Genomic DNA, 22,092 nt, shown 5'->3' on the forward strand with positions numbered 1-22,092 from the left:
AACAAAATAAAAACAAGTAAACACACGGAATTAACAACGATTTCCACATTTCTTTTTTCAAGGAGGATGATTCTATGAAAGTAGAACTGCATTGCCATACAAGACTATCAGATGGTTCATTCACATTTGATGAAATATTGGATCTGGCTATTCAAGAAGGTATCGGTCATTTGGCTATCACGAATCATGATACAACCCGTGATCTTCAGCAAATGGTACATACCGGGCAGGAGAGAGGCGTAGAGATCATTCCTGGCATAGAAATCTCAGGTTATGATTTTACAAGACAGAGAAGGGTTCATATTCTCGGTTACTTCATTGAGCAAGGAAACACTGCGATTGAGGCGTTATGCAGCCCGCTGTTAGAAAGGCGCCACCAAGGTTGCCTTATTGCGATAGATAGACTGATTGAGGCGGGATACTCGATTACTTTGGATGATGTGATGAAGTATGCAGAAGGCGGAACTGGTATCTACAAACAGCATATTATGCATGCCTTGATAGAGCAGGGTTATACAACAACTATATATGGCGATTTATATAAAAAGCTGTTTTCTCGCGGTCAAAGCGGCGAGCAGCCGGGTATAGCCTACATCCCGACAGAATATGTAGATGCGTGTGAGGCCGTCAAGGTTATTTTACAGGCAGGAGGAGTACCTGTGTTGGCACATCCGGGGCAATATAGGAGCTTCGAATTGATCCCAGATCTGGTGGAAGCAGGTCTACAAGGTATCGAGGTGTGGCATCCGCTGCACAATCAAGAGGATGAGCGAAGAGCTCAAGAGTTCGCCCTGGAGTTCAACCTGGTAATGACCGGGGGCTCTGATTTTCATGGATTTTATGGCGAAAAAGAAGTGCAGTTGGGAAGCAAATCCCCTGGCTTGCAAGTAGTAAATGAACTGCGTGAACGAAAACAAGCATTGTCCAACAAATAGTCGAACAACTAATAAACAATCCGAAGGAGATGATTTGATATGAAGCCCATCCATCAAACCCATGCTAACCTCCCATTATCGTCCGAGCCAAGAATTCACGCAAGCAGTCATATTACGAACAGTTTTGCTGGAGAATGGACCTCCATCGGACCAACGAATCATATTATCGAGTCCCGCATCGGTGACTATACCTATACGATGGATGATGTGACGATCAATTATACCGATGTAGGCCAATTTACGTCCATTGCTTCGCACGTTTGCATCAATCCGGTGGACCATCCAATGGATCGGGTGACGCAGCATCACATGACTTACCGGGGTGCTTCTTACGGACTCAGTGAGACGAATGACGAGGAGATTTTCAACTGGCGTAGAGGCAATCGTGTCACGATCGGACATGATGTTTGGATCGGGCATGGAGCGACTGTTATGAAAGGAGTTCATATCGGTACAGGCGCTGTTGTTGGTTCAGGAGCTATTGTTACCAAGGATGTAGCCCCATATACGGTCGTAGTAGGCGTACCTGCAAGAGCTATCAAGCAAAGATTTCCTCAGGAAATCATTGATGCATTGTTTCAAATTGCTTGGTGGGATTGGCCACGTGAGCTTATTAAGGAAAGATTCCATGAATTGAACGATATTACGAGCTTCATCAAGAAATACGCGTAACAGGGAGGGAGGCGGCAAGCATGTTTGAAGAAATGGATATTATGGACCATCTCATCCAGATGATTCAATCGGGCAAGTATGAGCCTGACGATAAACTGCCATCCGAGAATGAGATCGCAGACTGGTTCAAGGTTCCCCGTATCACAGCTCGTAAAGCTTATGAACGGCTTCAGGAGCTCGGCTACATTTACTCCAAACAGGGGAAAGGAAGTTTCGTGCAGGATAGAAACCTGCGAATCCCCCTGGTGCTTTCCGCCAATAAAAGTTTTAGCCAGAAAATGATTGAGCTCGGGTATCAATATGAATCGAAAAATATTTTTTGCGAGCCGATTGAATTCAATCACAAAATATACGAGACGCTTGGCGTAGAGGAAGCAGATCGTGTTTTTAAAATTGGCCGTCTGCGCATCATCGACGGCAGGCCGATCGCRCATCATATCTCCTATGTTGCTGAATCTGTCTTTCCTGAAATAGAAAACACAGGTAAAGATATTACATCGATGTTTACTTATTACAAAAATCAGGGCTACGAGAATATTAAATCTACGGAGTCAACACTTCGGTTAACGCATCCTTCCAAATATGAAAGGGAGCTATTGGCTTGCTCAAGTCTAATTCCATTGCTGGTCCTAGAATGCCAATGCAAGGACAGCGAATCAGGCCGAATTCTAGAATACAGTAAAACGATGTATCGTGGGGATTTGTTCACTTATGTCATTTAGAAATATTTTTACACAAACTTAACAGCTGCTAACCTGGCAACAAGATATTGTGGGTGATGTGAGGTTGGTTTGCATAGGGAGGAAGGAGGCTTAGATATGAATCGGAAGCAAAGAACGGAAATGCTGATTAACGGTTCGCCCCAGCTCGCTGCTGCTTTGGCTAATGAGATTGAAAGCCGTTATCCTGTTGCTTTAATCGAAGAGCCGAACCATGGACTTGTGATGGTGAAGGTGAGGGAAACTGCACAGAAGAGCCTATTTTACTTAGGCGAGGTGCTGGTAACCGAATGTAAGGTACGGGTCGAAGGCGCAGTTGGGATCGGAATGTTGAAAGGCGACGAGCCGAAGAAAGCCTATGAATTGGCTGTCATCGATGCGGCGTATGGAGCCGGCTTGAAGGAGACAGAGGCTTGGACAGCTCTGTTGCAGTCGGAAGGTGAACAATTAGCGGCAAGACGACAAGCGCAGCACAGGAGTGTTTTGAGAACAAAAGTTGATTTTGAAACGATGGACATAGATTGAAAGGAGTTTAACCGATGATGCTGGATATGGTGCACGACATCCAAACCGCGTATAGAAAGTTAATTGACTCGATGTCAAAGCCAGGGACAATTTCGGACCTTACGGAAGAAGCAGGGAAGCTGGAAGAGTTAGAAGGCTTTCTACCTGCGACGTATATAGCTGCTCGAATGCTGCTTGATACGGAAGTCACTTTCAAGGTGGTGTCTAAGCGGGAAAAAGAGATGGCACTTGCGCTTAGTCAATCTACGTATGCCAAAGAGGTTGAAATGGAGGAAGCAGACTTCATCTTCGTCCTCAGCGATGCTGAGCCTTCAGATTTAATCAGCGTGTTGGAAACCGCCAAAATCGGAGAGCTTCAGGACCCGCACAACTCAGCGACGATCATTATCGAAACGGAAGGATTATCCGGCGGAACGAAGCTGCTTTTGAGCGGCCCCGGCATTCAGACCTCTGTTAAAGCGGAGATACAGGTAATTGACGAGTGGATGGCCATTCGAGCTGAACGAAATACCGAGTTCCCACTTGGGCTGGACCTGATATTTACGGATTCCTCCCACCGTATGCTGGCATTGCCTAGGACAACTCAGGTCATGAAGGAGGAAGTCTAAACGATGGGTTATGTAGCGGTAAAAGGCGGAACACGCGCAATTGAACAATCTTTGCAACGAATCCAGTATGAACGGTTGCGGCAGGGCAAAGTGCTGGATGTGCCAGCGATTGAAGCCGGAATGAGAGGGCTCGTCGATCAGGTCATGTCAGAAAGCAGCATGTACAGTGAACGACTTGCGGCATTGGCGATTAAGCAAGCGGAAGGTAACCCGGAGGAAGCGGTTTTCCTGCTCCGTGCTTATCGTTCCACGCTGCCCCGGAAGCATTATTCCAGAACGGTGCACTCGGAGGAGATGCGGGTGGAAAGACGAATTTCCGCTTCGTTCAAGGACATTCCCGGCGGACAAATTTTGGGTGCTTCCATGGATTACTCCCATAGGCTTTTGGATTTCGACCTGGTTGATGAGACAGAAGAAACCGTAGCCGATTGGCTGAAAGAGTATCTTAAAGCGGAGGAACTCACAGCTCAAGAGATGACGGATACAAACGACGGCAGATTTCCCAAAGTGTTGGATTACCTAAGAAAAGAAGGACTCATTGCCGAATGTCCAATAGATCCGACTGAACCGGATGATGTTACCCGGACGAGTCTTACGTTTCCAGCAACACGGAGCGAGAAGCTGCAAATTTTGACAAGAGGACAAACAGGAGCTGTCACTTCATTGGCCTACGCGGTCATTCGTGGTTATGGCATGGTCCATCCTACGGTTGGAGAGCTGCGTGTCGGAGAACTTCCCGTATATATCGATAGCCCGCTCACTAAATCCAGTGAAGAAGATGATTCCTATTTTATCGGTGACATCAAGGTAACTGAGGTAGAAATGCTCGTGCCAGTGACGGTAGAGAAGGAGAATGGCCGGAAGGAACTGCAGCTTGAATTCGGATACGGTCTTTGCTACGGACAAAATGAAACGAAAGCCATTGCCATGAGTATTCTGGACAAAAGCCTTGAAAAAGGTGATAAGTCGATCCCAACGCAAAATGAGGAGTTCGTCCTTTTCCATATCGATTCGGTAGAATCAACAGGTTTCATTTCTCATTTGAAAATGCCGCATTATGTTACGTTCCAAGCGAAGCTTAACGATGTTCGTAAGACGAGAAAAACCCCAGTGGGCAAAGGCCAGGAGGTGTAGGGCAGATGCGAATCCAATATAACTTTGCATTTCTGGATGAAGGGTCCAAGAGAGAGATCCGCCGAGCTACGCTTAAAGCGATAGCGATTCCGGGTTATCAGGTCCCATTCGCTTCCCGAGAACTGCCAATCGGACGTGGTTGGGGAACTGGGGGCTTACAGCTGACGTTGTCCTTAATCGGGAAAAAAGACGTACTGAAAGTGATCGACCAAGGCTCGGATGAATCGGTAAATGCCGTTAGCATTAAGAAGCTGATCGACAAAACAACGGGTATTCCTACGGTAGATGCGACTAAGGATGCTACGCTGATCCAATCCAGGCATCGCATTCCGGAAGTTCCATTAGATGCAGGACAAATCCTCGTCTTGCAGGTTCCGATGCCGGAGCCGCTGCGGACGTACGAATCCAGTGAACTGGAGACCAAACGTCTGCATGGGGAGAAAGATTACAGCGGGGCATGGTTGATGCTATTCGAGCAAATCATGAAGTACGGAAGTGTATCCACGGGTGCGGATCATCCGGTGATGGTGCATGACCGCTATGTCATGGCGCCAAGCCCGATTCCGAAGTTCGATAATCCGAAGATGAACTATTCCGAAGCCTTAATTCTGCTAGGTGCGGGACGCGAGAAGAAAATCTATGCGGTTCCACCCTATACACAAGTGGTTTCCTTAGCTTTTGACGATGTTCCTTTTGAACCGGAGTCATTCCCAGGTCAAAGCTGCCGACAATGCKGGGCGCAAGATGTATTCATGGATGAGCTATATGACGCCGAAACAGACGAAACATTTTACCAATGTAATGATACAAGTTATTGCTTAGATCGAATGAATCCATAATGCTCTAAAGAGGAAGAGGTGACATGAGGATGGGAGAAATTGCAGCCCCTATAATGAGTGTTAATCATTTAAATAAACAGTTCGGCTCAGGCTGTGAAGCGTRCAGCAACCCGGAGCACAGGCAGTTGGAGAGAAATTATTGCCGGGCTTGCGGAACCGTCTATTCGTGCCAAGACGTTACTTTCGATCTGTACCCCGGCGAGGTTCTTGGAATTGTAGGCGAGAGCGGCAGCGGCAAATCGACTTTAATGAGATGTCTCTACTTCGATCAGGAAGTGTCCGGAGGCGAGGCTTATCTTCAGCCCTACAAAGATGGCGAAAGCAACCTTTTTCAGGAATCATCCCAACAGAAGAAGCACATCCGTAATCATCTCATGGGCAAGGTGTATCAGAATCCAGTTCTGGGCTTGAGGATGAACTTTTCCTCGATCGGTAATATTGCGGAAAAAATGATTGCTGCTGGAAATCGTTCTGTCAGCGCCATGGAATCCCGGGGAAGCGAACTGCTGGAGCAGGTCCATATTCCCGTTTACCGGATGAAGGAAGCACCGAAAAATTTCTCCGGCGGTATGCAGCAGCGCGTTCAAATTGCTAAGGCGTTGTCTAATAATCCACCGATTTTATTGCTGGACGAAGTAACAACCGGACTTGATTTATCCGTACAGGCCAATGTCTTGGATCTAATCAAGCACCTGCAGAGAGAGCTGAAGATCAGCATGCTTCTAGTATCGCATGATCTTGGAGWGATCCGAATGTTGGCAGACCGGACGATGGTGATGCTGGACGGCCGTGTTGTTGAGCAGGGCTTGACGGACCAAATCCTTGAAGATCCACAACATGCGTATACACAACAGTTGGTTCATTCCCTGCTATAACGAATCCCCGAGTGGAGGTCTTGTCTTTATGATGTATCTACTAACGAACGGCATCATTATTACGGAAGAAGCGCTTTTGGAGGGTTATGATCTATTGGTTCAAGACGGACGAATCGCTAGAATTGCTCCCAAAGGTGAGATTGCGGAAGTGGATGGCATGGAAATCATCGATGCAGCCGGGGGTTACGTGACACCGGGAATGATCGACATCCACTCCGATTACATTGAGCATATGACGGCGCCTAGACCGACATCCCTTATCGATTTTAAAATTGGCTTGCGCGAAACAGAGAAAGAACTTATTTCTCATGGTATTACGACAATGTACCATTCCTTATCTATTTTCAAATCGGTTGATTACAAGTACCGTCCAATCCGCGAGCCTGAAAATGTACGGAAGCTGATCGATTTAATCGATAGCACACACAACAGCAAGCATTTGATTCGCCATCGTTTTCATGCAAGATTTGAGATCGATAATCTGGATCAGATCGATAACTTGAAGAGCTACATTGCGGAAGAGAAGGTCCATTTGGTTTCTTTTATGGATCATACGCCTGGACAAGGACAATACAGAGATCTGGAAGTGTATAAAAAGACGGTTCTTGGCTACGATACACTGTCCGATGAGAGCATCGCCGTGTTGATCGCCAACCACCAGACCAAAGAGAAAATGACGGTAGACGCGATTCGGGAAATCGCCGCAATGGCTAGAGCGCACAACATCGCCATTGCTTCGCATGATGATGATTCCGTAGAGAAGCTGGATTTGGTGAAAAGCTTTGGCACCGCCATTAGCGAATTTCCAATCACGCTCGACATCGCCCGCAAAGCGAAGGAGAAAGGCTTGCACACCATAGCTGGCGCTCCCAATGTCATTCTAGGCGGCTCGCATAGTGGCAATTTGTCTGCGGCTGAAGCCATTGAAGATGGCTCTATCGATATTTTGTGCAGCGATTATTACCCGGCAGCGATGCTTCACGCCGTATTCCAGCTCGCAGGACCGAACCGGGATAACCTGGCTGAAATGTTTAAACTGGTCACTCTTCATCCGGCGCAGGCTGTTAACATTGACGCCGAATATGGTTCCGTACGGGAAGGAAAGAAAGCAGACCTGCTTATCATTGAGCGATTGGAGCCGGATGATTTTCCAGTTGTGACCACCGTCTTTGTAGATGGAAAGCTGATTCAGAAAACGAACTACAGGATCTAACAGGAGGTGATGGCATGGAAAATTTGCTGTCGATAGAACAGTTGTCCAAATCTTTTACCCTGCATAATTTAAACAAACAAATCTCTGCGATTGAAGATGTGAGCTTGTTTCTGAAAGAAGGTGAATTCGTAGGGATTACCGGGAAAAGTGGAAGTGGGAAATCCACCGTTCTGAAATGTATTTATCGTACCTACCTGCCTCATGCAGGACATATTTGGTACAACTCGGAGAGGTTCGGCCGCATTGATCTGGCTGCCGCTCCTGAGCGGACCATCATTGAGCTGCGCAAACACGAAATTGGGTATGTATCACAATTCCTTAGCGTCATGCCGCGTACCACGGCTCGGGAACTGGTCCACAATGCCATCGTGGAAATGGGTGACGATGCCCAGTATGCAGAGGCGGAGACGATTAAGATGCTGGAGCATTTCGAGCTCGACCGAAGCCTGTGGGACAGCTATCCTGCTACTTTTTCGGGAGGAGAGAAGCTGCGGTTGAATATCGCAAGAGCGATGGTTAAGCGTCCAAGACTGCTGCTGCTGGATGAGCCGACGGCGAGTCTAGATCACGGTTCAAAACTGAAGGTGAAACAATTGATCGAGCAGTTGATGAAGCAAGGAACTACGATGCTTGGCATTTTTCATGACCTGGAATTCATGGATAATCTGTGCGACCGGGAGTATCAAATCAGGGATGGCCGATTTTACACAGCAGAAAAGAAGGACAAGTTTACAATCTCTTAAAGTAGACTGAATATTCTGAAAACAAATGTGCGGTAAACTAGATAAAATAGGAATTTTAGGAGGATTTTTTCAAATGAAAAAAATATTAACACTCATCATTTCTTTATCTCTAGTTGCCGTAGCGGCAGGTTGCGGAACAAAAGCAGCAGGCGATACCAAGGGTGCAGCAGCTCCAGTTAAGACGAAAGACACCATCACAATTGCCTGGTATCCGAATGAATCCGGCGCCGAGTTGAAAGATGCTCGTGAAGAGTTAGGAAAAGCTATCGCAGCAGCAACTGGCAAAAAAGTCGAGCACAAAACAACAACGGATTACATTATCGCGATTGAAGCTATCGCTAGCGGCGGTGCGGATCTGGCTTATATGGGACCACAAGGCTATGTGGAAGCTAATGCAAAAAATAACAAAGTACAACCTTTGGTTGTTTCGAGCGGTGAGTCAGGCACACTGGAAGACGCTGTTTACTATAGCTGGTTAGGCGTACGTAAAGGTGAAGAAGCTGCATATAAAAACGGCAACGCATTTGCCATCGATAAAATTGCAGGCAAAAAGTTCTCATTCGTATCCAACTCTTCTACATCCGGATTTAAAGTACCATCTGCCAATATCGTTAACTATTTCAGCAAACAGGATCAATTTAAAAAATTAACTGTTGATGATCTACTTCAAGGTGGCAAGGACAAGTTCTTTAGTGAAGTTCTTTTCGGAGGCACTCACCAAGGAGCGGCTGTCAATTTGCTAACAGGTAAAGCCGATGTAGCAGCTTTCTGTGATACTTGTGTGGCTAACTATGTTGAAGTGAGCTCAGGGACAGCGAATACACCAGGAGCAGTATACAAAGTGAAACAAGGTGCAGCAGAACCGTTTAACACGCAAATTGGTAAAGAGTTTAGTCTGATTTCCGTTACGCCAGTATTGAACTCCCCACTTGCTATTAACACAGGTACGGTCAGCGCAGAAGATACGAAAAAATTGAAGGATGCTTTACTATCTGATGCTGTAACGAAAAACCCGAAGATCTTCTTGCCTAAAGATTCAAAAGATGCCGGCGTGTTCAAACAAAAATCAGGCAAAGAGAAATTCCTGCCTGTAGATGATGCGTTTTTCGGTCCGGTCAGAATGCTGTCCAGCAACTAATGTCACCACGAATCAACTAATGGATTAAGGGAGCAACCATGACAACGTTATTGGAATTCAAGCAGGTCTCTAAACAGTACGGTGCGGATACAAGAGCGTTATCAGATGTTAATTTCACTGTCAAAGAAGGGGAGTTCCTGTCGATCATCGGACCTTCCGGAGCAGGCAAATCAACTCTCCTTCGCTGTATTAATCGGATGATCGACGCAAGCAGTGGAGAGATCATATTTGATGGCGCGGACATTATGAATTTCAAGAAGCACGAATTGAAACGGCTGAGAACACAAATGGGTATGGTGTTTCAGCATTACAACTTGGTGAACAGATTGACGGTAGTCGAGAATGTCCTTCACGGACGTCTTGGCTACAAGTCAACGTTAGAGGGAGTACTTGGGCTATATACCAAAGAAGAGAAGAAGCAGGCTTTTGACATTCTGAGTATTCTTGGGCTAGAAGATCAGGTGTACAAGCGTTGTGACCAGTTAAGCGGCGGACAAAAGCAAAGAGTAGGCATTGCCCGAGCTCTTGTGCAGAATCCGAAGATGCTGCTGTGTGACGAGCCGATTGCTTCCTTGGATCCGAACGCCTCCAAAGTGATTATGGATTACTTGCGCACGATCTCTACGAATATGGGCATCACGGTCATCGTTAACCTGCACCAGGTGGATGCAGCGCTTAAATATTCGGACCGAATCCTTGGTGTGAACAAGGGAGCTATCGTCTATGACGGTTCCCCGAAAGAGATCAAGCGCGATCAGCTTTCCCTGATTTACGGCTCAGAGCTCGAGGAGCATGCAGAGGAGCTGGAGGGCAAATATGCGGGATAACTTTTTTGCTAAAAAGCGCATGAACACTCTGGCTTTTTGCGCTTTCATGTTGTTAGTAACGATAGTCGCTATCATCGTCACGGACTATGACGTCATCAAAGGGTTCACTTCTATACCGAAAGCAGCCGAATGGGCAGCTAGCAATTTTTATCCCAATGAAAAAGCAATGAAGCGGCTTCCCGCTATTATCAGCAGTTTATCTGAGACGGTTCTTGTGTCTATAGCTGCAACCGCTGTTGCAGCCGTATTTGCCATGATGTTCGCAATTGCGGGTTCACATACGACAGGCGTTGGCGGAGTTTTCAGTTTCGTAAGCCGATCAATCGCAACCTTATTTCGCAACATTGATGTGGCTGCTTGGTCCATGATTTTGTTAATTTCTTTTGGGCAAAATGTACTTACTGGATATTTCGCCCTGTTTTTCGGCTCATTCGGATTTCTGACAAGAGCGTTTATGGAGTCCATCGATGAAGTCAGCAATAGCTCTGTCGAGGCTTTAAGGTCAACAGGGGCAGGTTATTTTCCGATCATTTTCCAATCCGTGATTCCTGCCAGCATTCCTCAATTACTCAGCTGGGTTCTATTCATGGTAGAAACCAACATTCGTCAGGCAACATTAATTGGCATCTTGACGGGTACCGGTATTGGTTTTCTTTTCAGCTTGTACTACAAAGGCCTTAATTACAGCTCTGCCTCCTTGGTCGTTATCGTTATCATTCTTGCGATTTTTGCCATCGAATCGGTTTCTACCTATGTTAGGAGGGTGATTTTGTAAAATGGGACTTCAGGAATCTTTGAAAGCTGTCTCCAACAAAGACACCAGCTGGGAGCACACCAAGAGCACGTATCCCAAGAAACCCTTTAACAAACAGTCCTTTGTAATCCGGTTGACACTGGTTGCGTTGGCGTTATTGACGGTGTTTGCATTTGTTACTTTTGACTATAAGGACATTAACCTCCTAGAAGCGGTCTATTTGACAGCTGCTACGGTTAAAACCATGTTTTTTCAACCGATGTTTCAACATATCACTTTCTTCGAGGCGATTAAACAGCTGATCATTACACTGGGTCTTGCGTTCTTGACGACGTTGTTCGGCTCGATCATCGCGCTGTTCCTTGGTTTATTGGCAGCTCGCAATCTATCCAATCCTAAACTTTCTATTGTTATTAAAGCTGGTGTAGCATTTATTCGCGCGGTTCCAACTGTGTTATGGGTTTTAATTTTTGCTGTTGCAGCGGGACTTGGAAGTGTCGCGGCCGTCATCGGAATGACTTTTCATTCCATCAGCTATCTCGTCAAGGCATACTCGGAATCATTCGAGGAGTTGGATAAAGGGGTCATTGAAGCCTTGAAAGCGAGTGGCGCCAATTGGTGGCAAATCGTGTTTCAAGCTGTGCTGCCATCGTCTGTCTCCTACTTGATCTCATGGACGTTTATGCGATTTGAAATTAACTTCGCTGTGGCTTTGGCCATGGGGGCAGCTGCTGGAGCAGGGGGCATTGGGTTCGATATGTTCATGGCCAGTTCCTTTTATTATGACGTGAAGGAAATCGGAGCTATTACTTATCTCATCCTTGCGTTTGCTATCTTGCTTGAATTACTCGCTTCAAAAATCAAGAAGAAGTTAAGGGTTCAAGGGTGAACACTTAACAAAAAAGCGCGTTCACTCCATGGAGTGAACGTGCTTTTTATTCCTGCACCGATGCCTCGCAGCTGCAATAACAGGAAAATCTACCGTTAATCTGCCCTGTTCASCGTCAGGGAAGGAWATAACGGTAGAAACTCGGAAGGAWATARCGGTAGAAACTCCAGCTAAATCGTTGGAAGRGGACGAGATTTGGGTCTGCTCAGCAAAATWAACGCCRGAAAATCCATTTAATYGGGAAAAAKYGGAGMAATYGCAYCGAATAGCAGGAGGAATCGGCGGTAATTGCAGGGAATGGACCCACTCGGTAGCCCACAACTCGTTCTCTGCCAAACCTGTAGCTCCCTGTCACAGTGTCCTAGTGTCCTTCCCCCGGCACAGCATCCTCACGTGAGCTCACAAACCATCTTATAACTCCCAGCTTCCGCACGGAAACCGATTAGATCACGGTTTATCCGCAGCATGGGCGCATTCATTGAATCATTGTGTGTCCTTAAATAAGGCACACCGCATGCAGCGGCTGTTTGTATGCCGAGCATCTTTAAGGCAAGCGCGATGCGGCGACCTCGGTATTCCGGCAGCACGCCGGTATACTCATGATACATAGCGCGTGTTTGCTCGTTCTGTTGAAGCGTGACAACACCAATGTAACGATCGACGTCCTTGGCGATATGGATCCATTCCGGGCGCACGCCAGATTGCGTGATGGTCCACTTTTTCCATTCTTCGAACCATGGAAAGCTGCCGGAGTAGCCGGGAATATCCGGATGGGTGATTTTATACAGCTCATAAAGCTTGTTTTCGCTAGCTTCTCCAGGCTCCTCCGCTAACGTAGTGAAGCGAATCCCAGCCTGCTCGGCTTTGCTGATCGCATCATACAGCGAACCGCCATCGAACGCTGCCAAGTCGAGCACGGACTCAAACGTGTGGCGCTCCTTGACGTAGCCCCGKCGCTGCGCAAAAGCAAGCGATCTCTCGTCTGTTTCTCTCATGTAATCGATTAATCGTGTAGCCTTGACCTCAGCAGCCCATTGATGAAGCGCATCGAATAGGGCTCCTCCGATCCCAATCCCGCGATTCTCCGGATGAACGACAAGCGTGTGGCTTAAGGCTCCGGGCTCCGTCCATGGCGCTCGCCAGCAAATCGCATAACCGACCACTTGCCCGTGTTCGTCTTCCGCGACCCATTTGGGACGATCCCATCCCATCAGCTCGCCATCCTCATTGTAATGCAGCTTGCCCGGAGGAATGCTATCCTCGTCTCGTTGCAGTCGCTCAGCCGTTGTCGGCTCTGACCAAATCAAATTCAATAGAGGTCCGACCGCTGCATAATCATCTGGTTGCCGCATCGTGCGAATCGTAAATGTTGACACTAGGACTACCTCCATCTCAAATTAAATGAACTGATACAGTCATTATCCCATCCGCGGCGGTGAACTTCTTGGTAAAGTCTGGATATAAATAAAGATTCGGATGCAAGCCCTTTTTCCTAATTCATTTGACAATTTATCTAAAAAGGTGTAGAAATGAGTTAATTGAATGTTCTGAGTAAATTCATTGACGAGATCGAGTACGCTAATCCCTTGTTCCCCAGAGAGTTGGCCCTGTGCTGAAAGCCAACGTTCAAGACTTAGCCGAAAATCCTCTCCGAGAAGGAAAGCTGAAGCCACTTGAGTAAGCTGACCCGGGATCCTGCCGTTATATGGGGCGCGTATGTTGGTACGTTGACGGAGGTGCCGAGGGTCGAGTTATGGATCAATCGGAACAAGGGTGGTATAGCGAGATACAATCTCGTCCCTTATGGGACGGGATTTTTTTGTTTTTATTTTAAAAAGGGAAAGGATGTCCTGTATGAGAAAAGTGGACGTAAAAGAAAAAGCAAGGACCCGCGAGCTGCGCATTCTGAATCAATGGCAACAAAACGAAACATTCCGTGCATCGATCGATCATCGGAGTGACAAACCGAACTTCGTCTTCTATGAGGGGCCGCCTACAGCCAATGGAAAGCCACATATCGGCCATGTGCTCGGACGTGTAATTAAGGATTTTATCGGCAGGTACAAAACAATGTCAGGTTACCGTGTCGTGCGAAAAGCAGGCTGGGATACCCATGGCCTTCCTGTCGAGCTTGGCGTGGAGAAGCAGTTGGGTATTTCGGGGAAACAGGAAATTGAGAAATATGGGATAGCCGAATTCGTTGAAAAGTGCAAAGACAGCGTCTTCGAATACGAGAAGCAGTGGCGGGAATTGACAGAAGCAATCGGATATTGGACAGACATGGATAATCCCTATGTTACCTTAACGAATGATTATATCGAGAGTGTTTGGCACATTTTATCCGAAATTCATAAAAAAGAACTCCTTTACAAAGGCCATCGGGTCAGCCCCTATTGTCCTGATTGCCAGACGACGCTTAGCTCACACGAGGTAGCTCAAGGTTATGAAGACGTCAAAGATTTGAGCGCGACAGTGGAGTTTCGCAGTACGAAAGGGCAGGAAATATTCCTTGCCTGGACGACGACCCCATGGACACTTCCAGCGAATGTTGCGCTTGCGGTGAACAAGGACATCGACTACGTGAAAGCCAAACAGAATGGTAAAGTCTACGTCATTGCCAAAAATCTAGCTGAAAAAGTATTAAAAGAGAACTATGAGATTCTTTCTACGCACAAAGGGGAGGAATTCGTAGGGACCTCATATGAGCCGCCTTTTGGCTATATCTCTGTGAACCGCGGGCATATTGTTGTCGATGCAGATTACGTAAGTGATTCGAGTGGTACCGGAATTGTTCATATCGCGCCTGCACACGGGGAGGATGACTATCGCACAACCCGCCAGCATAACCTGGATTTCGTAAATGTCGTGAATCTTGCCGGACGGTATACGGATGAGGTAGTCGACTTTGCAGGGCGTTTCGTTAAAGATTGCGATGTGGATATTGTTAAAAGCTTATCAGAACGCGGTCTATTGTTTGCTAAGGAACGATATGAGCACAGCTATCCATTCTGCTGGCGTTGTAAATCTCCGCTTCTCTACTATGCGATGGAAAGCTGGTTTATCAAAACGACGGCTGTGAAGGATCAACTCCTTGCGAACAACAGCCAAGTGAACTGGTACCCACCACATATCCGCGAAGGACGATTCGGGAAATTCCTTGAGGAGCTTGTCGATTGGAACATCAGTCGAAACCGCTATTGGGGCACTCCGCTGAACCTCTGGCTTTGCCAGGATTGCGGAGCAGAGTATGCACCAGGCAGCAGGAAAGACCTGTATGAGAAATCGATCACGCCTATCGATGACAGTCTGGATCTGCATAAACCCTATGTGGATGCTGTGAAATTACGCTGCTCTTGCGGCGGAACCATGGATAGGACGCCGGTTGTGATCGATGTGTGGTTCGATAGTGGATCGATGCCGTTCGCGCAGTATCATCATCCGTTCGGTGATGAGAAATTATTCGAAGATCAGTATCCTGCTGATATGATCTGTGAAGGCATTGACCAAACGCGCGGCTGGTTTTTCAGCTTGATGGCCGTATCAACCTTGTATAACGGAAAGCTGCCTTACAAAGCTGTTATTTCAACGGGGCATGTTTTGGATGAAAATGGTCTGAAGATGTCCAAGAGCAAAGGGAATGTTATTGACCCTTGGGAAATCATTGAAGAATTCGGAGCGGACGCCTTCCGCTGGGCCCTGCTTGCGGACAGTGCGCCGTGGAACAGCAAGCGGTTTTCGAAGCAGATTGTAGCCGAAGCGAAATCTAAAGTAGTGGATACGATCAATAAYACACACGCTTTTTACTCGTTGTATGCTTTGATTGATCAATATAATGCCGAAGAATATCCACAGCAAGCTTCCAAGAACGAGCTAGATCGGTGGGTTCTGTCTAGATTGAACTCTACCCTTCAGAACGTCTTGAAGGGGCTGGAGGATTACGATTTCCTTAACCCAGCCAAACATATGGAAGCCTTTGTTGATGAGCTAAGCAATTGGTACATTCGCCGTTCTCGCGACCGCTTCTGGGGCAGCCAAATGACGGAAGACAAAGTCTCTGCTTACCAAACGCTGCGCGAAGTCCTGGTCACCTTAGCGCAGATGGTTGCGCCTTATATCCCGCTCATTGCGGAGGATATTTTCGGTAACCTTGGCGGCGAAGGAAGCGTTCATTTGGCCGACTACCCGAAAGTGAATGAAGCCGCAATCGATACGACGCTGGAAAATGATATGGCTACCGCCCGGCAAATCGTTGAGCTAGCGCGCAACATTCGGAACGAAGTCGGAATCAAAACACGCCAACCTCTGTCTGAACTCATTGTTTCACTGGATCGTGAATTTAATTTAAGCCGATTTGAAGACATTATCAAAGATGAAATTAACGTGAAACATATTCGCTTGGAGCAGAGCGAAAGCACCTTCGTCGACTATCAGTTGAAATTGAACTTGAAAGTTGCCGGCAAGAAATATGGTAAATTCGTTGGTCCTGTTCAAAATGTTCTGAAACAGCTTACTGCGTCTGAAGCTAAGCAAGTCGTTGACACCGGCTATTTCGACGTCACCTTTGACGGCGAAGCCATTCATCTTACACTGGATGAACTGCTTGTGGAAAAGCAGGGGAAAGCAGGATTTGCCTCCGCGGTAGGATACCAAATCAACGTCGCGTTGAATACAAACATAACGGAGGAGCTGGAACAGGAAGGTCTTGTTCGCGAGGTAATCCGCGGTATTCAAGATTATCGGAAGAAACTTGATTTGCCGATTGAAGAACGGGTAATCCTGACGCTGCATGTTGATGCTCCTCTGAAAGCCGCGATTGAGCGCTTTGATCATGTTTTGCGCGAGAACGTGCTTGTCTCGGAGATCAGATATGCTGCCCAGGCTGCGAATATGGAGGATGTTTCGTTCGGCGGATATCAATGCTTATTGCTCATTGAGTAAGTTGTGGGGGCTGCTACTTGGGTAGCGGCCTCTTTATTTGTTGCGGGGGAGGCTGGCTGGAATTCTTCCCGTAAGGGGAACTACAGGGTCCTATTTGAGCGAAATCGATGATTTTAGCGATTAAGTGGAACTACAGGGTCTTATTTGCCCGGAAAAGGCTATATTTGAGAAGAAAGTGGAGGAATAGAGGATCGTAGTTCCGCTGGGCTGGTCAATAGGCTGATTTGCCGGGAAATAGAGGAATGTAGTTCCCTTTGGCGGGGAGGCCATTGAAGTTATGAGAATGAATACAATCGATATATTAACGCTCGACCATGATTTGGGGGAAGATGAACATGGAAAGGAACTTCCAAACGGGTATGATCTAGTCAAATACTTTTGTGAGCACGGTTTAAGAGCTAACAGAATCTACTTGCATACAGATAACCCAGTTGGTCGCAATAATATGTACGAAACTCTGCTAGCCGCCCAAAGAAGGGGATTTATCGCATCGGATATTGAAATTTATCATTATCCAATCACTGAAAATAAGTATTCAGGCACAAGAGATTTGGACTAGATTTATGTAAAGATTCTCTTGAGGGCATACCAGGAGAGATCAAACACGACTATTCAATCAGGGGGACCGAAACTTCACAGTTTCGGTCCCCTCGTTTATGTAAAATTATTTGGCGAGTAATTTCAAAAATTCACGCATGAAGCCAGGCAAATCAGGCCAAGCATGGCCAGAGACTAATTTCCCATCCACATGAAGTGTGTCTGCCGCATACTTAGCGCCAAGCTGCTCAACATCCAAACGGCATGCGGAATAGGCTGTMATGGTGCGGCCTTCAAAGTAATGGTTGTCTTTTAAAGCGGAGAATACTTGCGCAGCATGGCAGATAGCGCCAAGCGGCTTGTCAGCTTCAAGAAAATGGCGAAGAATCCGCGGAACATGTTCATTCGATCGAATGTACTCGGGAGCCCTGCCCCCAGGAATGATAAGTCCATCATACTGACTCGGATCTACATCAGCAAAAGCGATGTCTGACGGTAGCAGATGCCCTGGCTTTTCTGTGTAGGTCTCCCAGCCTTCGATAAAATCATGGACGACGGTATGAAGCACTTTTTTCGTCGGTGAAGCAATAACAGCCTCATATCCTTCCTCTATTACACGAAAATAAGGATAATAAACCTCTAAAACTTCTGCAGCATCACCGGTAAGAATTAAGATTTTCTTTGACATCGTATCACTCCTTGGAAATTAATGGTAGTTCATATCCAATTATGAAGAAAGCTCGGAACGTTGTAAACGGGTGCAATTTGACACGAATTGTCGAATGCCAGTTGGAGCGTAACCAAAGCTTCGGCCGCCCCGTCTTAATTGGATGGGGTGGCTTTTTTTGCATAAAAGGTTAATAGGCGGCTAATGGAGAATTGGTGAGCAAGGTACATTTGTAGGTTGCAGGCATATCTCAAGGATAGGGGGAGAAATGATGAATCAACAAGGGAATCCAGGACTCAGCAAGGGAAATGAAGAGCCAGTAGAGCAATTAGTCGCAGAGCGAAATAAGATCCATGAGGAACGAGTAGAGCAGGCGAATGCATTTTTGAAGCAAAAGGTGGATGGGCTAGAGGATGACAGTTACAGGCTGAGGTTTCATTTGATGCCTCCTGCAGGCTGGATGAATGATCCGAACGGTCTCATTTTTTATAAAGATGAGTATCATGCGTTTTATCAGCACTATCCGTATGAAGCCAATTGGGGACCTATGCACTGGGGACATGCCAAAAGCAAAGACTTGGTGAACTGGGGGCATCTCCCAGTCGCATTGGCGCCCTCGGAAGATTACGACGAAGTGGAAAATGGCGGCCATGGCTGCTGGTCGGGCAGCGCGGTGGAGGATAACGGTATTCTCACGTTAATTTACACAGGGCATGTTGATGGACGCACACCTGTGGAGGTACAGTGTCTCGCGACTAGTACGGACGGAGTTAACTTCCACAAAGAGACTAGCAACCCGGTTATTGCAGGGCCTCCGGAAGAAGGCGGGCTAGGGTTCCGGGACCCGAAGGTGTGGCAGCATGCAGGTGCCTGGTATATGGTGGTCGGTTACGGGAAAGACGGCTTGGGCAAAGTGCTGATGTATACGTCTCAGAATCTGCGAAATTGGTGCTACCTTGGAGTAGCTGCGGAGAGCGATGGAACGATGGGAGATATGTGGGAGTGTCCGGATCTCTTCCCGCTAGGGAGCGGTGACGATCATGTGCTTGTCATTTCCCCAATGAATATGGGAACGACGAAGACGATGTACTTAACCGGCAAGTTGAACTATGAAACAGGTCAATTCGCCTATGGCTATGCGGAGCGGCTGGATTACGGTTTCGACTTCTATGCCCCGCAAACATTCTTGGACGGGCAGGGCAGACGTATCCTCCAGGGCTGGATGAACATTTGGGGCGGCAAAATGCCCGAGCAGGAGCGGGGCTGGATGGGTGCCTTCACTTTACCGCGCGAGCTGAAGCTTAACGCGGACGGTACGCTGCGGATGGAGCCAGTGGCGGAATTGAAAGCTTTACGCGGGGCTCATCAACGTGTGAATGGTTTATCTATTGGTGCGGATACGGAGTTGACGCTGCCGGGTGTGCATGGCGATACGCTTGAGTTAATCGCCGTTTTTGATGTGGCGAAAGCCGCTGGTGCAGCGGAATTCGGCTTGCTGCTTCGCTGCTCGGAGGATGGCACCGAGTATACGAAAGTGACCTATTCGGCAGCTGACCGCAAGCTCAGCGTGGATCGCACGCACGCTGGGGCTGGCGAAGCGGGCGTGAGCGAAGTTCAGTTGGCGCCGATGGAAGATGGCTGCGTGAAACTGCATCTGTTCCTCGACCGCTCATCGGTCGAGCTCTTCGCCAATGACGGAATGAAAACCGTCACCAATCGTATTTACCCTGCGGCGGCTAGCCTGGGTATCAAGCTGTTTGCCGAGAAGGGCGAAGCTCATCTCGAGAGCTTGGACGCGTGGGCGTTATAACCAGCGGACAATTAGTTGCCCGATCCGATTGTGGCAATATCGGAGGCGAACGGAACTACAGGACTCTATTTGCGCCGAAAGTGGAGATTCTGCCAGTGAGGGGGAACTACAGGGCGCTATTTGTAGATTTATAGCCGAAAATCGAGCTAATTGATCAAATAAGACCCTGTAGTTCTCTCAGAATGAGAAATACGCTGATTCTTCATCAAATAGCGGACTCCAGTTCCCTTAACGTAAAAACCAGCAAGCCCAAGGGCTGCTGGTTTTATCACTCTAGTTCCGCAAACGCATCGACCGATACGCATTCCGGGTAACGCACTGTTGAAGCCAACTCGGATCCAAACCTTGCTCAGCGGCATATGGGAGAAAATCGGTCAGCAGGTGGTGATAAGGCCGCAGATTACCGCCTTTCTCCTCGCCAACCGTGTACCAGCCTGTGTCTTGCGAAAGCAGGATTTGCTCGCTGCTTACACCATGAGCACGGAGTTGCTGCAGCAACTCCACATGCTTGTCATAGGTGCCTGGCAGAATCGAATCAATCGAGATCCACATGCCCTCATCCGCCAACCGTTGATGGACGGCCAAATCCTTGCCAGTCTGGGCATGCACCCAGATGAAGCGTTCCCGATCGAAGCCTGCTTCTCTCATCATTTCGCCCGCATGCAGGGCGTTATCCCCACCGATGGTATGACATTGAATGGGCAGTCCGGTTTCCAAGGAGGTGCGAATAGCAGCCCGCAAAATTTTCTGCTGCGTCTCATTAATCGACGTTCCGTCGTTTAAGGCGATTTTGATATAGCCAGGGTAGACGCCGCTATCTCCAATGCCGTCTTTCGCTTCGCGAATCCATAGATCGGATAGCTCCTGCTCGGTGGCTTGGTAAACGAAAGGCGGTAAATAAGGTGCCTTATAGAAGCCGGTATTCGTCACGATATGCAGACCAGACTTGGCAGATAAGTCTTTTAGAACATAGGGGTCGCGCCCCAAATATTCGGGCGCACAATCTACAAATGTTGAGCAGCCTGCCTCCTTCAACTGCAGCAGGAGCGGCAAGATAGAGGTCACAACGTCATCTCGGTCGTAATCATTCGGAGTTAACTTGCCATCTTCGACAAATCCAACGAGTACATGCTCGTGGACGAGTATGGTTCCAGCTTCTTTTTTATGGATAAGTCCAGTTACGGTCTGCAGCATCGACGTCGCCCCTTGATCCTCAATTTTGACTTTATTATAGTCTATGGCGGACATTGGCAACACTATTTTATTCTTTTACAATAGAACCATTAGGAAAACTCTTAAGAACGGAGAATCCGCATGTCCGCCGAATCGATTTTAAATCAAGAGCTGCAGCCGTACATTCGTTACGCGGATCTGCTGCATTTTCAGCAATGGAAAACGCCACCGAGAATTATCACCGACTACATGCTGCTTTACGTGCAGGAAGGGTCCTTTCGCCTTCAGGTAGAAGGGGTGCTCTATGGGGTGAATCAGGGGCAGTTCATCTTCGTGCAGCCGGGCATTGTGCATCAGATGGAATCCGAGTCGCCACTTCGTCTGATGTCACTGCATATGGAACTGTTTCCCTCCCTAGTTGAAGCACGTCCCGAAATGATTGTGCCAATCGACCACGGCTATAACCCAGAGGCGGTTCCGCTGCAGCCAAGTCTGAGAACGTTTACGGATATCTCCATCCCCTATATGTTGAAGCTTTCGAGGCACGAATGGATGCTCGACACTCTGCAGCAGGCAATTGCGCATTGGAGTCGCAAAAACGCACTGGATCTTCTTCAAGCACAGGTGCACGCCACAGAGATTGTTCTGGAATTGTTAAAAGAATACACAACCCGCAATACCTCCGAGCATAACCTCTCAACTTCGCTAAGCTGGGTGCCCGCCTACATGCAGTACCGATTGTCGGAACCGCTGACTGTGGAGGAAATGGCACATAAGGCGCTTATGTCGCGATCTTATTTCTCCTTGCATTTTCGCTCGCAATTTGGAGTGTCCCCTCATCAATTTCTGCTCAAGCTGCGTCTAGATTACGCGACGGACCTGCTTCGTGGCACGGATTTGCCACTTCAGGCTATTGCGGACAGCTGCGGATTCTCGAGCGTTCACCATTTCTCCAAGATGTATAAGCTTCGTTTTGGATACCCGCCAAGTCAAATTAGACGCCATCCATAAAAAGACGTTTTGATACATTTACTATGCATTTTGACAAAGCCAGACGGTTAAGCGGCCCCTATAATGAAGTCATACATCACACAAC

General features: G+C 47.6%; 21 protein-coding genes and 1 other annotated feature. Of the genes, 18 read left to right on the forward strand and 3 right to left on the reverse strand.

From position 1 onward, the window contains the following. Positions 1-74 precede the first annotated feature (74 nt). The 14 genes from AC1DUA_RS00660 (at position 75) to AC1DUA_RS00725 (ending at position 11,871) form a co-directional block, all read left to right on the forward strand. Positions 75-935, forward strand: coding sequence for a PHP domain-containing protein (locus AC1DUA_RS00660; protein ID WP_477497885.1), 861 nt, complete (start codon positions 75-77; stop codon positions 933-935). A 39-nt stretch (positions 936-974) separates the two neighbouring features. Beyond that, the gene (locus AC1DUA_RS00665; protein ID WP_477497886.1) at positions 975-1,607 is read left to right on the forward strand and encodes a DapH/DapD/GlmU-related protein; all 633 of its coding nucleotides are present in this window, start codon (positions 975-977) and stop codon (positions 1,605-1,607) included. 20 nt (positions 1,608-1,627) lie between these two features. Beyond that, positions 1,628-2,329: a GntR family transcriptional regulator gene (locus AC1DUA_RS00670; protein WP_477497887.1), complete on the forward strand. Its 702-nt coding sequence runs from the start codon at positions 1,628-1,630 to the stop codon at positions 2,327-2,329. Positions 2,330-2,425: 96 nt separating this feature from the next. Further along, entirely contained in the window at positions 2,426-2,851 is a 426-nt protein-coding gene (gene phnG / locus AC1DUA_RS00675; protein ID WP_477497888.1) for a phosphonate C-P lyase system protein PhnG, read from the forward strand. A gap of 14 nt (positions 2,852-2,865) precedes the next feature. Further along, on the forward strand, positions 2,866-3,459 hold the full coding sequence (gene phnH, locus AC1DUA_RS00680; RefSeq protein ID WP_477497889.1) for a phosphonate C-P lyase system protein PhnH: 594 nt from the start codon (positions 2,866-2,868) through the stop codon (positions 3,457-3,459). Positions 3,460-3,462: 3 nt separating this feature from the next. Next, entirely contained in the window at positions 3,463-4,593 is a 1,131-nt protein-coding gene (locus AC1DUA_RS00685; RefSeq protein ID WP_477497890.1) for a carbon-phosphorus lyase complex subunit PhnI, read from the forward strand. Positions 4,594-4,598: 5 nt separating this feature from the next. Continuing rightward, positions 4,599-5,432: an alpha-D-ribose 1-methylphosphonate 5-phosphate C-P-lyase PhnJ gene (locus AC1DUA_RS00690; protein WP_477497891.1), complete on the forward strand. Its 834-nt coding sequence runs from the start codon at positions 4,599-4,601 to the stop codon at positions 5,430-5,432. Between the two features lie 29 nt (positions 5,433-5,461). Further along, positions 5,462-6,307, forward strand: coding sequence for an ATP-binding cassette domain-containing protein (locus AC1DUA_RS00695; protein WP_477497892.1), 846 nt, complete (start codon positions 5,462-5,464; stop codon positions 6,305-6,307). 31 nt (positions 6,308-6,338) lie between these two features. Beyond that, positions 6,339-7,520, forward strand: coding sequence for a phosphonate metabolism protein PhnM (gene phnM, locus AC1DUA_RS00700; protein ID WP_477497918.1), 1,182 nt, complete (start codon positions 6,339-6,341; stop codon positions 7,518-7,520). Positions 7,521-7,534: 14 nt separating this feature from the next. Beyond that, entirely contained in the window at positions 7,535-8,263 is a 729-nt protein-coding gene (locus AC1DUA_RS00705) for a phosphonate C-P lyase system protein PhnL (RefSeq protein WP_477497893.1), read from the forward strand. Between the two features lie 73 nt (positions 8,264-8,336). After that, positions 8,337-9,401: a phosphate/phosphite/phosphonate ABC transporter substrate-binding protein gene (locus AC1DUA_RS00710; protein WP_477497894.1), complete on the forward strand. Its 1,065-nt coding sequence runs from the start codon at positions 8,337-8,339 to the stop codon at positions 9,399-9,401. Positions 9,402-9,439: 38 nt separating this feature from the next. Then, positions 9,440-10,228 (forward strand): phosphonate ABC transporter ATP-binding protein, encoded by a 789-nt coding sequence (gene phnC, locus AC1DUA_RS00715; RefSeq protein WP_477497895.1) that lies wholly within the window; start codon positions 9,440-9,442, stop codon positions 10,226-10,228. Further along, the gene (locus tag AC1DUA_RS00720) at positions 10,218-11,003 is read left to right on the forward strand and encodes a PhnE/PtxC family ABC transporter permease (protein ID WP_477497896.1); all 786 of its coding nucleotides are present in this window, start codon (positions 10,218-10,220) and stop codon (positions 11,001-11,003) included. The genes phnC and AC1DUA_RS00720 overlap by 11 nt, the downstream gene beginning before the upstream one ends. 1 nt (position 11,004) lies before the next feature. Next, complete coding sequence (locus AC1DUA_RS00725) at positions 11,005-11,871, forward strand: PhnE/PtxC family ABC transporter permease (protein WP_477497897.1); 867 nt, start codon at positions 11,005-11,007, stop codon at positions 11,869-11,871. A gap of 389 nt (positions 11,872-12,260) precedes the next feature. Here AC1DUA_RS00725 and AC1DUA_RS00730 read toward each other — a convergent pair whose 3' ends face one another. Further along, positions 12,261-13,247: a GNAT family N-acetyltransferase gene (locus AC1DUA_RS00730; protein ID WP_477497898.1), complete on the reverse strand. Its 987-nt coding sequence runs from the start codon at positions 13,245-13,247 to the stop codon at positions 12,261-12,263. Positions 13,248-13,422: 175 nt separating this feature from the next. Then, positions 13,423-13,676, forward strand: a binding site (T-box leader). A gap of 49 nt (positions 13,677-13,725) precedes the next feature. Between AC1DUA_RS00730 and ileS the strand changes: the two genes are divergently transcribed. Both ileS and AC1DUA_RS00740 read left to right on the forward strand, forming a co-directional pair. Beyond that, complete coding sequence (ileS, locus tag AC1DUA_RS00735) at positions 13,726-16,809, forward strand: isoleucine--tRNA ligase (protein WP_477497899.1); 3,084 nt, start codon at positions 13,726-13,728, stop codon at positions 16,807-16,809. Between the two features lie 268 nt (positions 16,810-17,077). Next, positions 17,078-17,368 (forward strand): cyclic-phosphate processing receiver domain-containing protein, encoded by a 291-nt coding sequence (locus tag AC1DUA_RS00740; protein ID WP_477497919.1) that lies wholly within the window; start codon positions 17,078-17,080, stop codon positions 17,366-17,368. A 105-nt stretch (positions 17,369-17,473) separates the two neighbouring features. On the opposite strand, the gene AC1DUA_RS00745 is transcribed toward AC1DUA_RS00740, so the two are convergent. Continuing rightward, positions 17,474-18,034 carry a DJ-1/PfpI family protein gene (locus AC1DUA_RS00745; protein WP_477497900.1) on the reverse strand — a complete coding sequence of 187 codons (561 nt, stop codon included), beginning with the start codon at positions 18,032-18,034 and terminating at the stop codon, positions 17,474-17,476. 247 nt (positions 18,035-18,281) lie between these two features. Between AC1DUA_RS00745 and AC1DUA_RS00750 the strand changes: the two genes are divergently transcribed. After that, on the forward strand, positions 18,282-19,823 hold the full coding sequence (locus AC1DUA_RS00750; protein WP_477497901.1) for a glycoside hydrolase family 32 protein: 1,542 nt from the start codon (positions 18,282-18,284) through the stop codon (positions 19,821-19,823). A gap of 273 nt (positions 19,824-20,096) precedes the next feature. Here the strand turns inward: AC1DUA_RS00750 and AC1DUA_RS00755 are convergent, their stop codons facing one another. Then, entirely contained in the window at positions 20,097-21,017 is a 921-nt protein-coding gene (locus AC1DUA_RS00755) for a phosphotriesterase family protein (RefSeq protein WP_477497902.1), read from the reverse strand. A gap of 120 nt (positions 21,018-21,137) precedes the next feature. On the opposite strand from AC1DUA_RS00755, the gene AC1DUA_RS00760 reads away from it, so the two are divergent. After that, on the forward strand, positions 21,138-22,007 hold the full coding sequence (locus AC1DUA_RS00760; protein ID WP_477497903.1) for a helix-turn-helix domain-containing protein: 870 nt from the start codon (positions 21,138-21,140) through the stop codon (positions 22,005-22,007). Positions 22,008-22,092 lie beyond the last annotated feature (85 nt).

The sequence above is a fragment of the Paenibacillus sp. 01T422 genome (assembly GCF_056398785.1).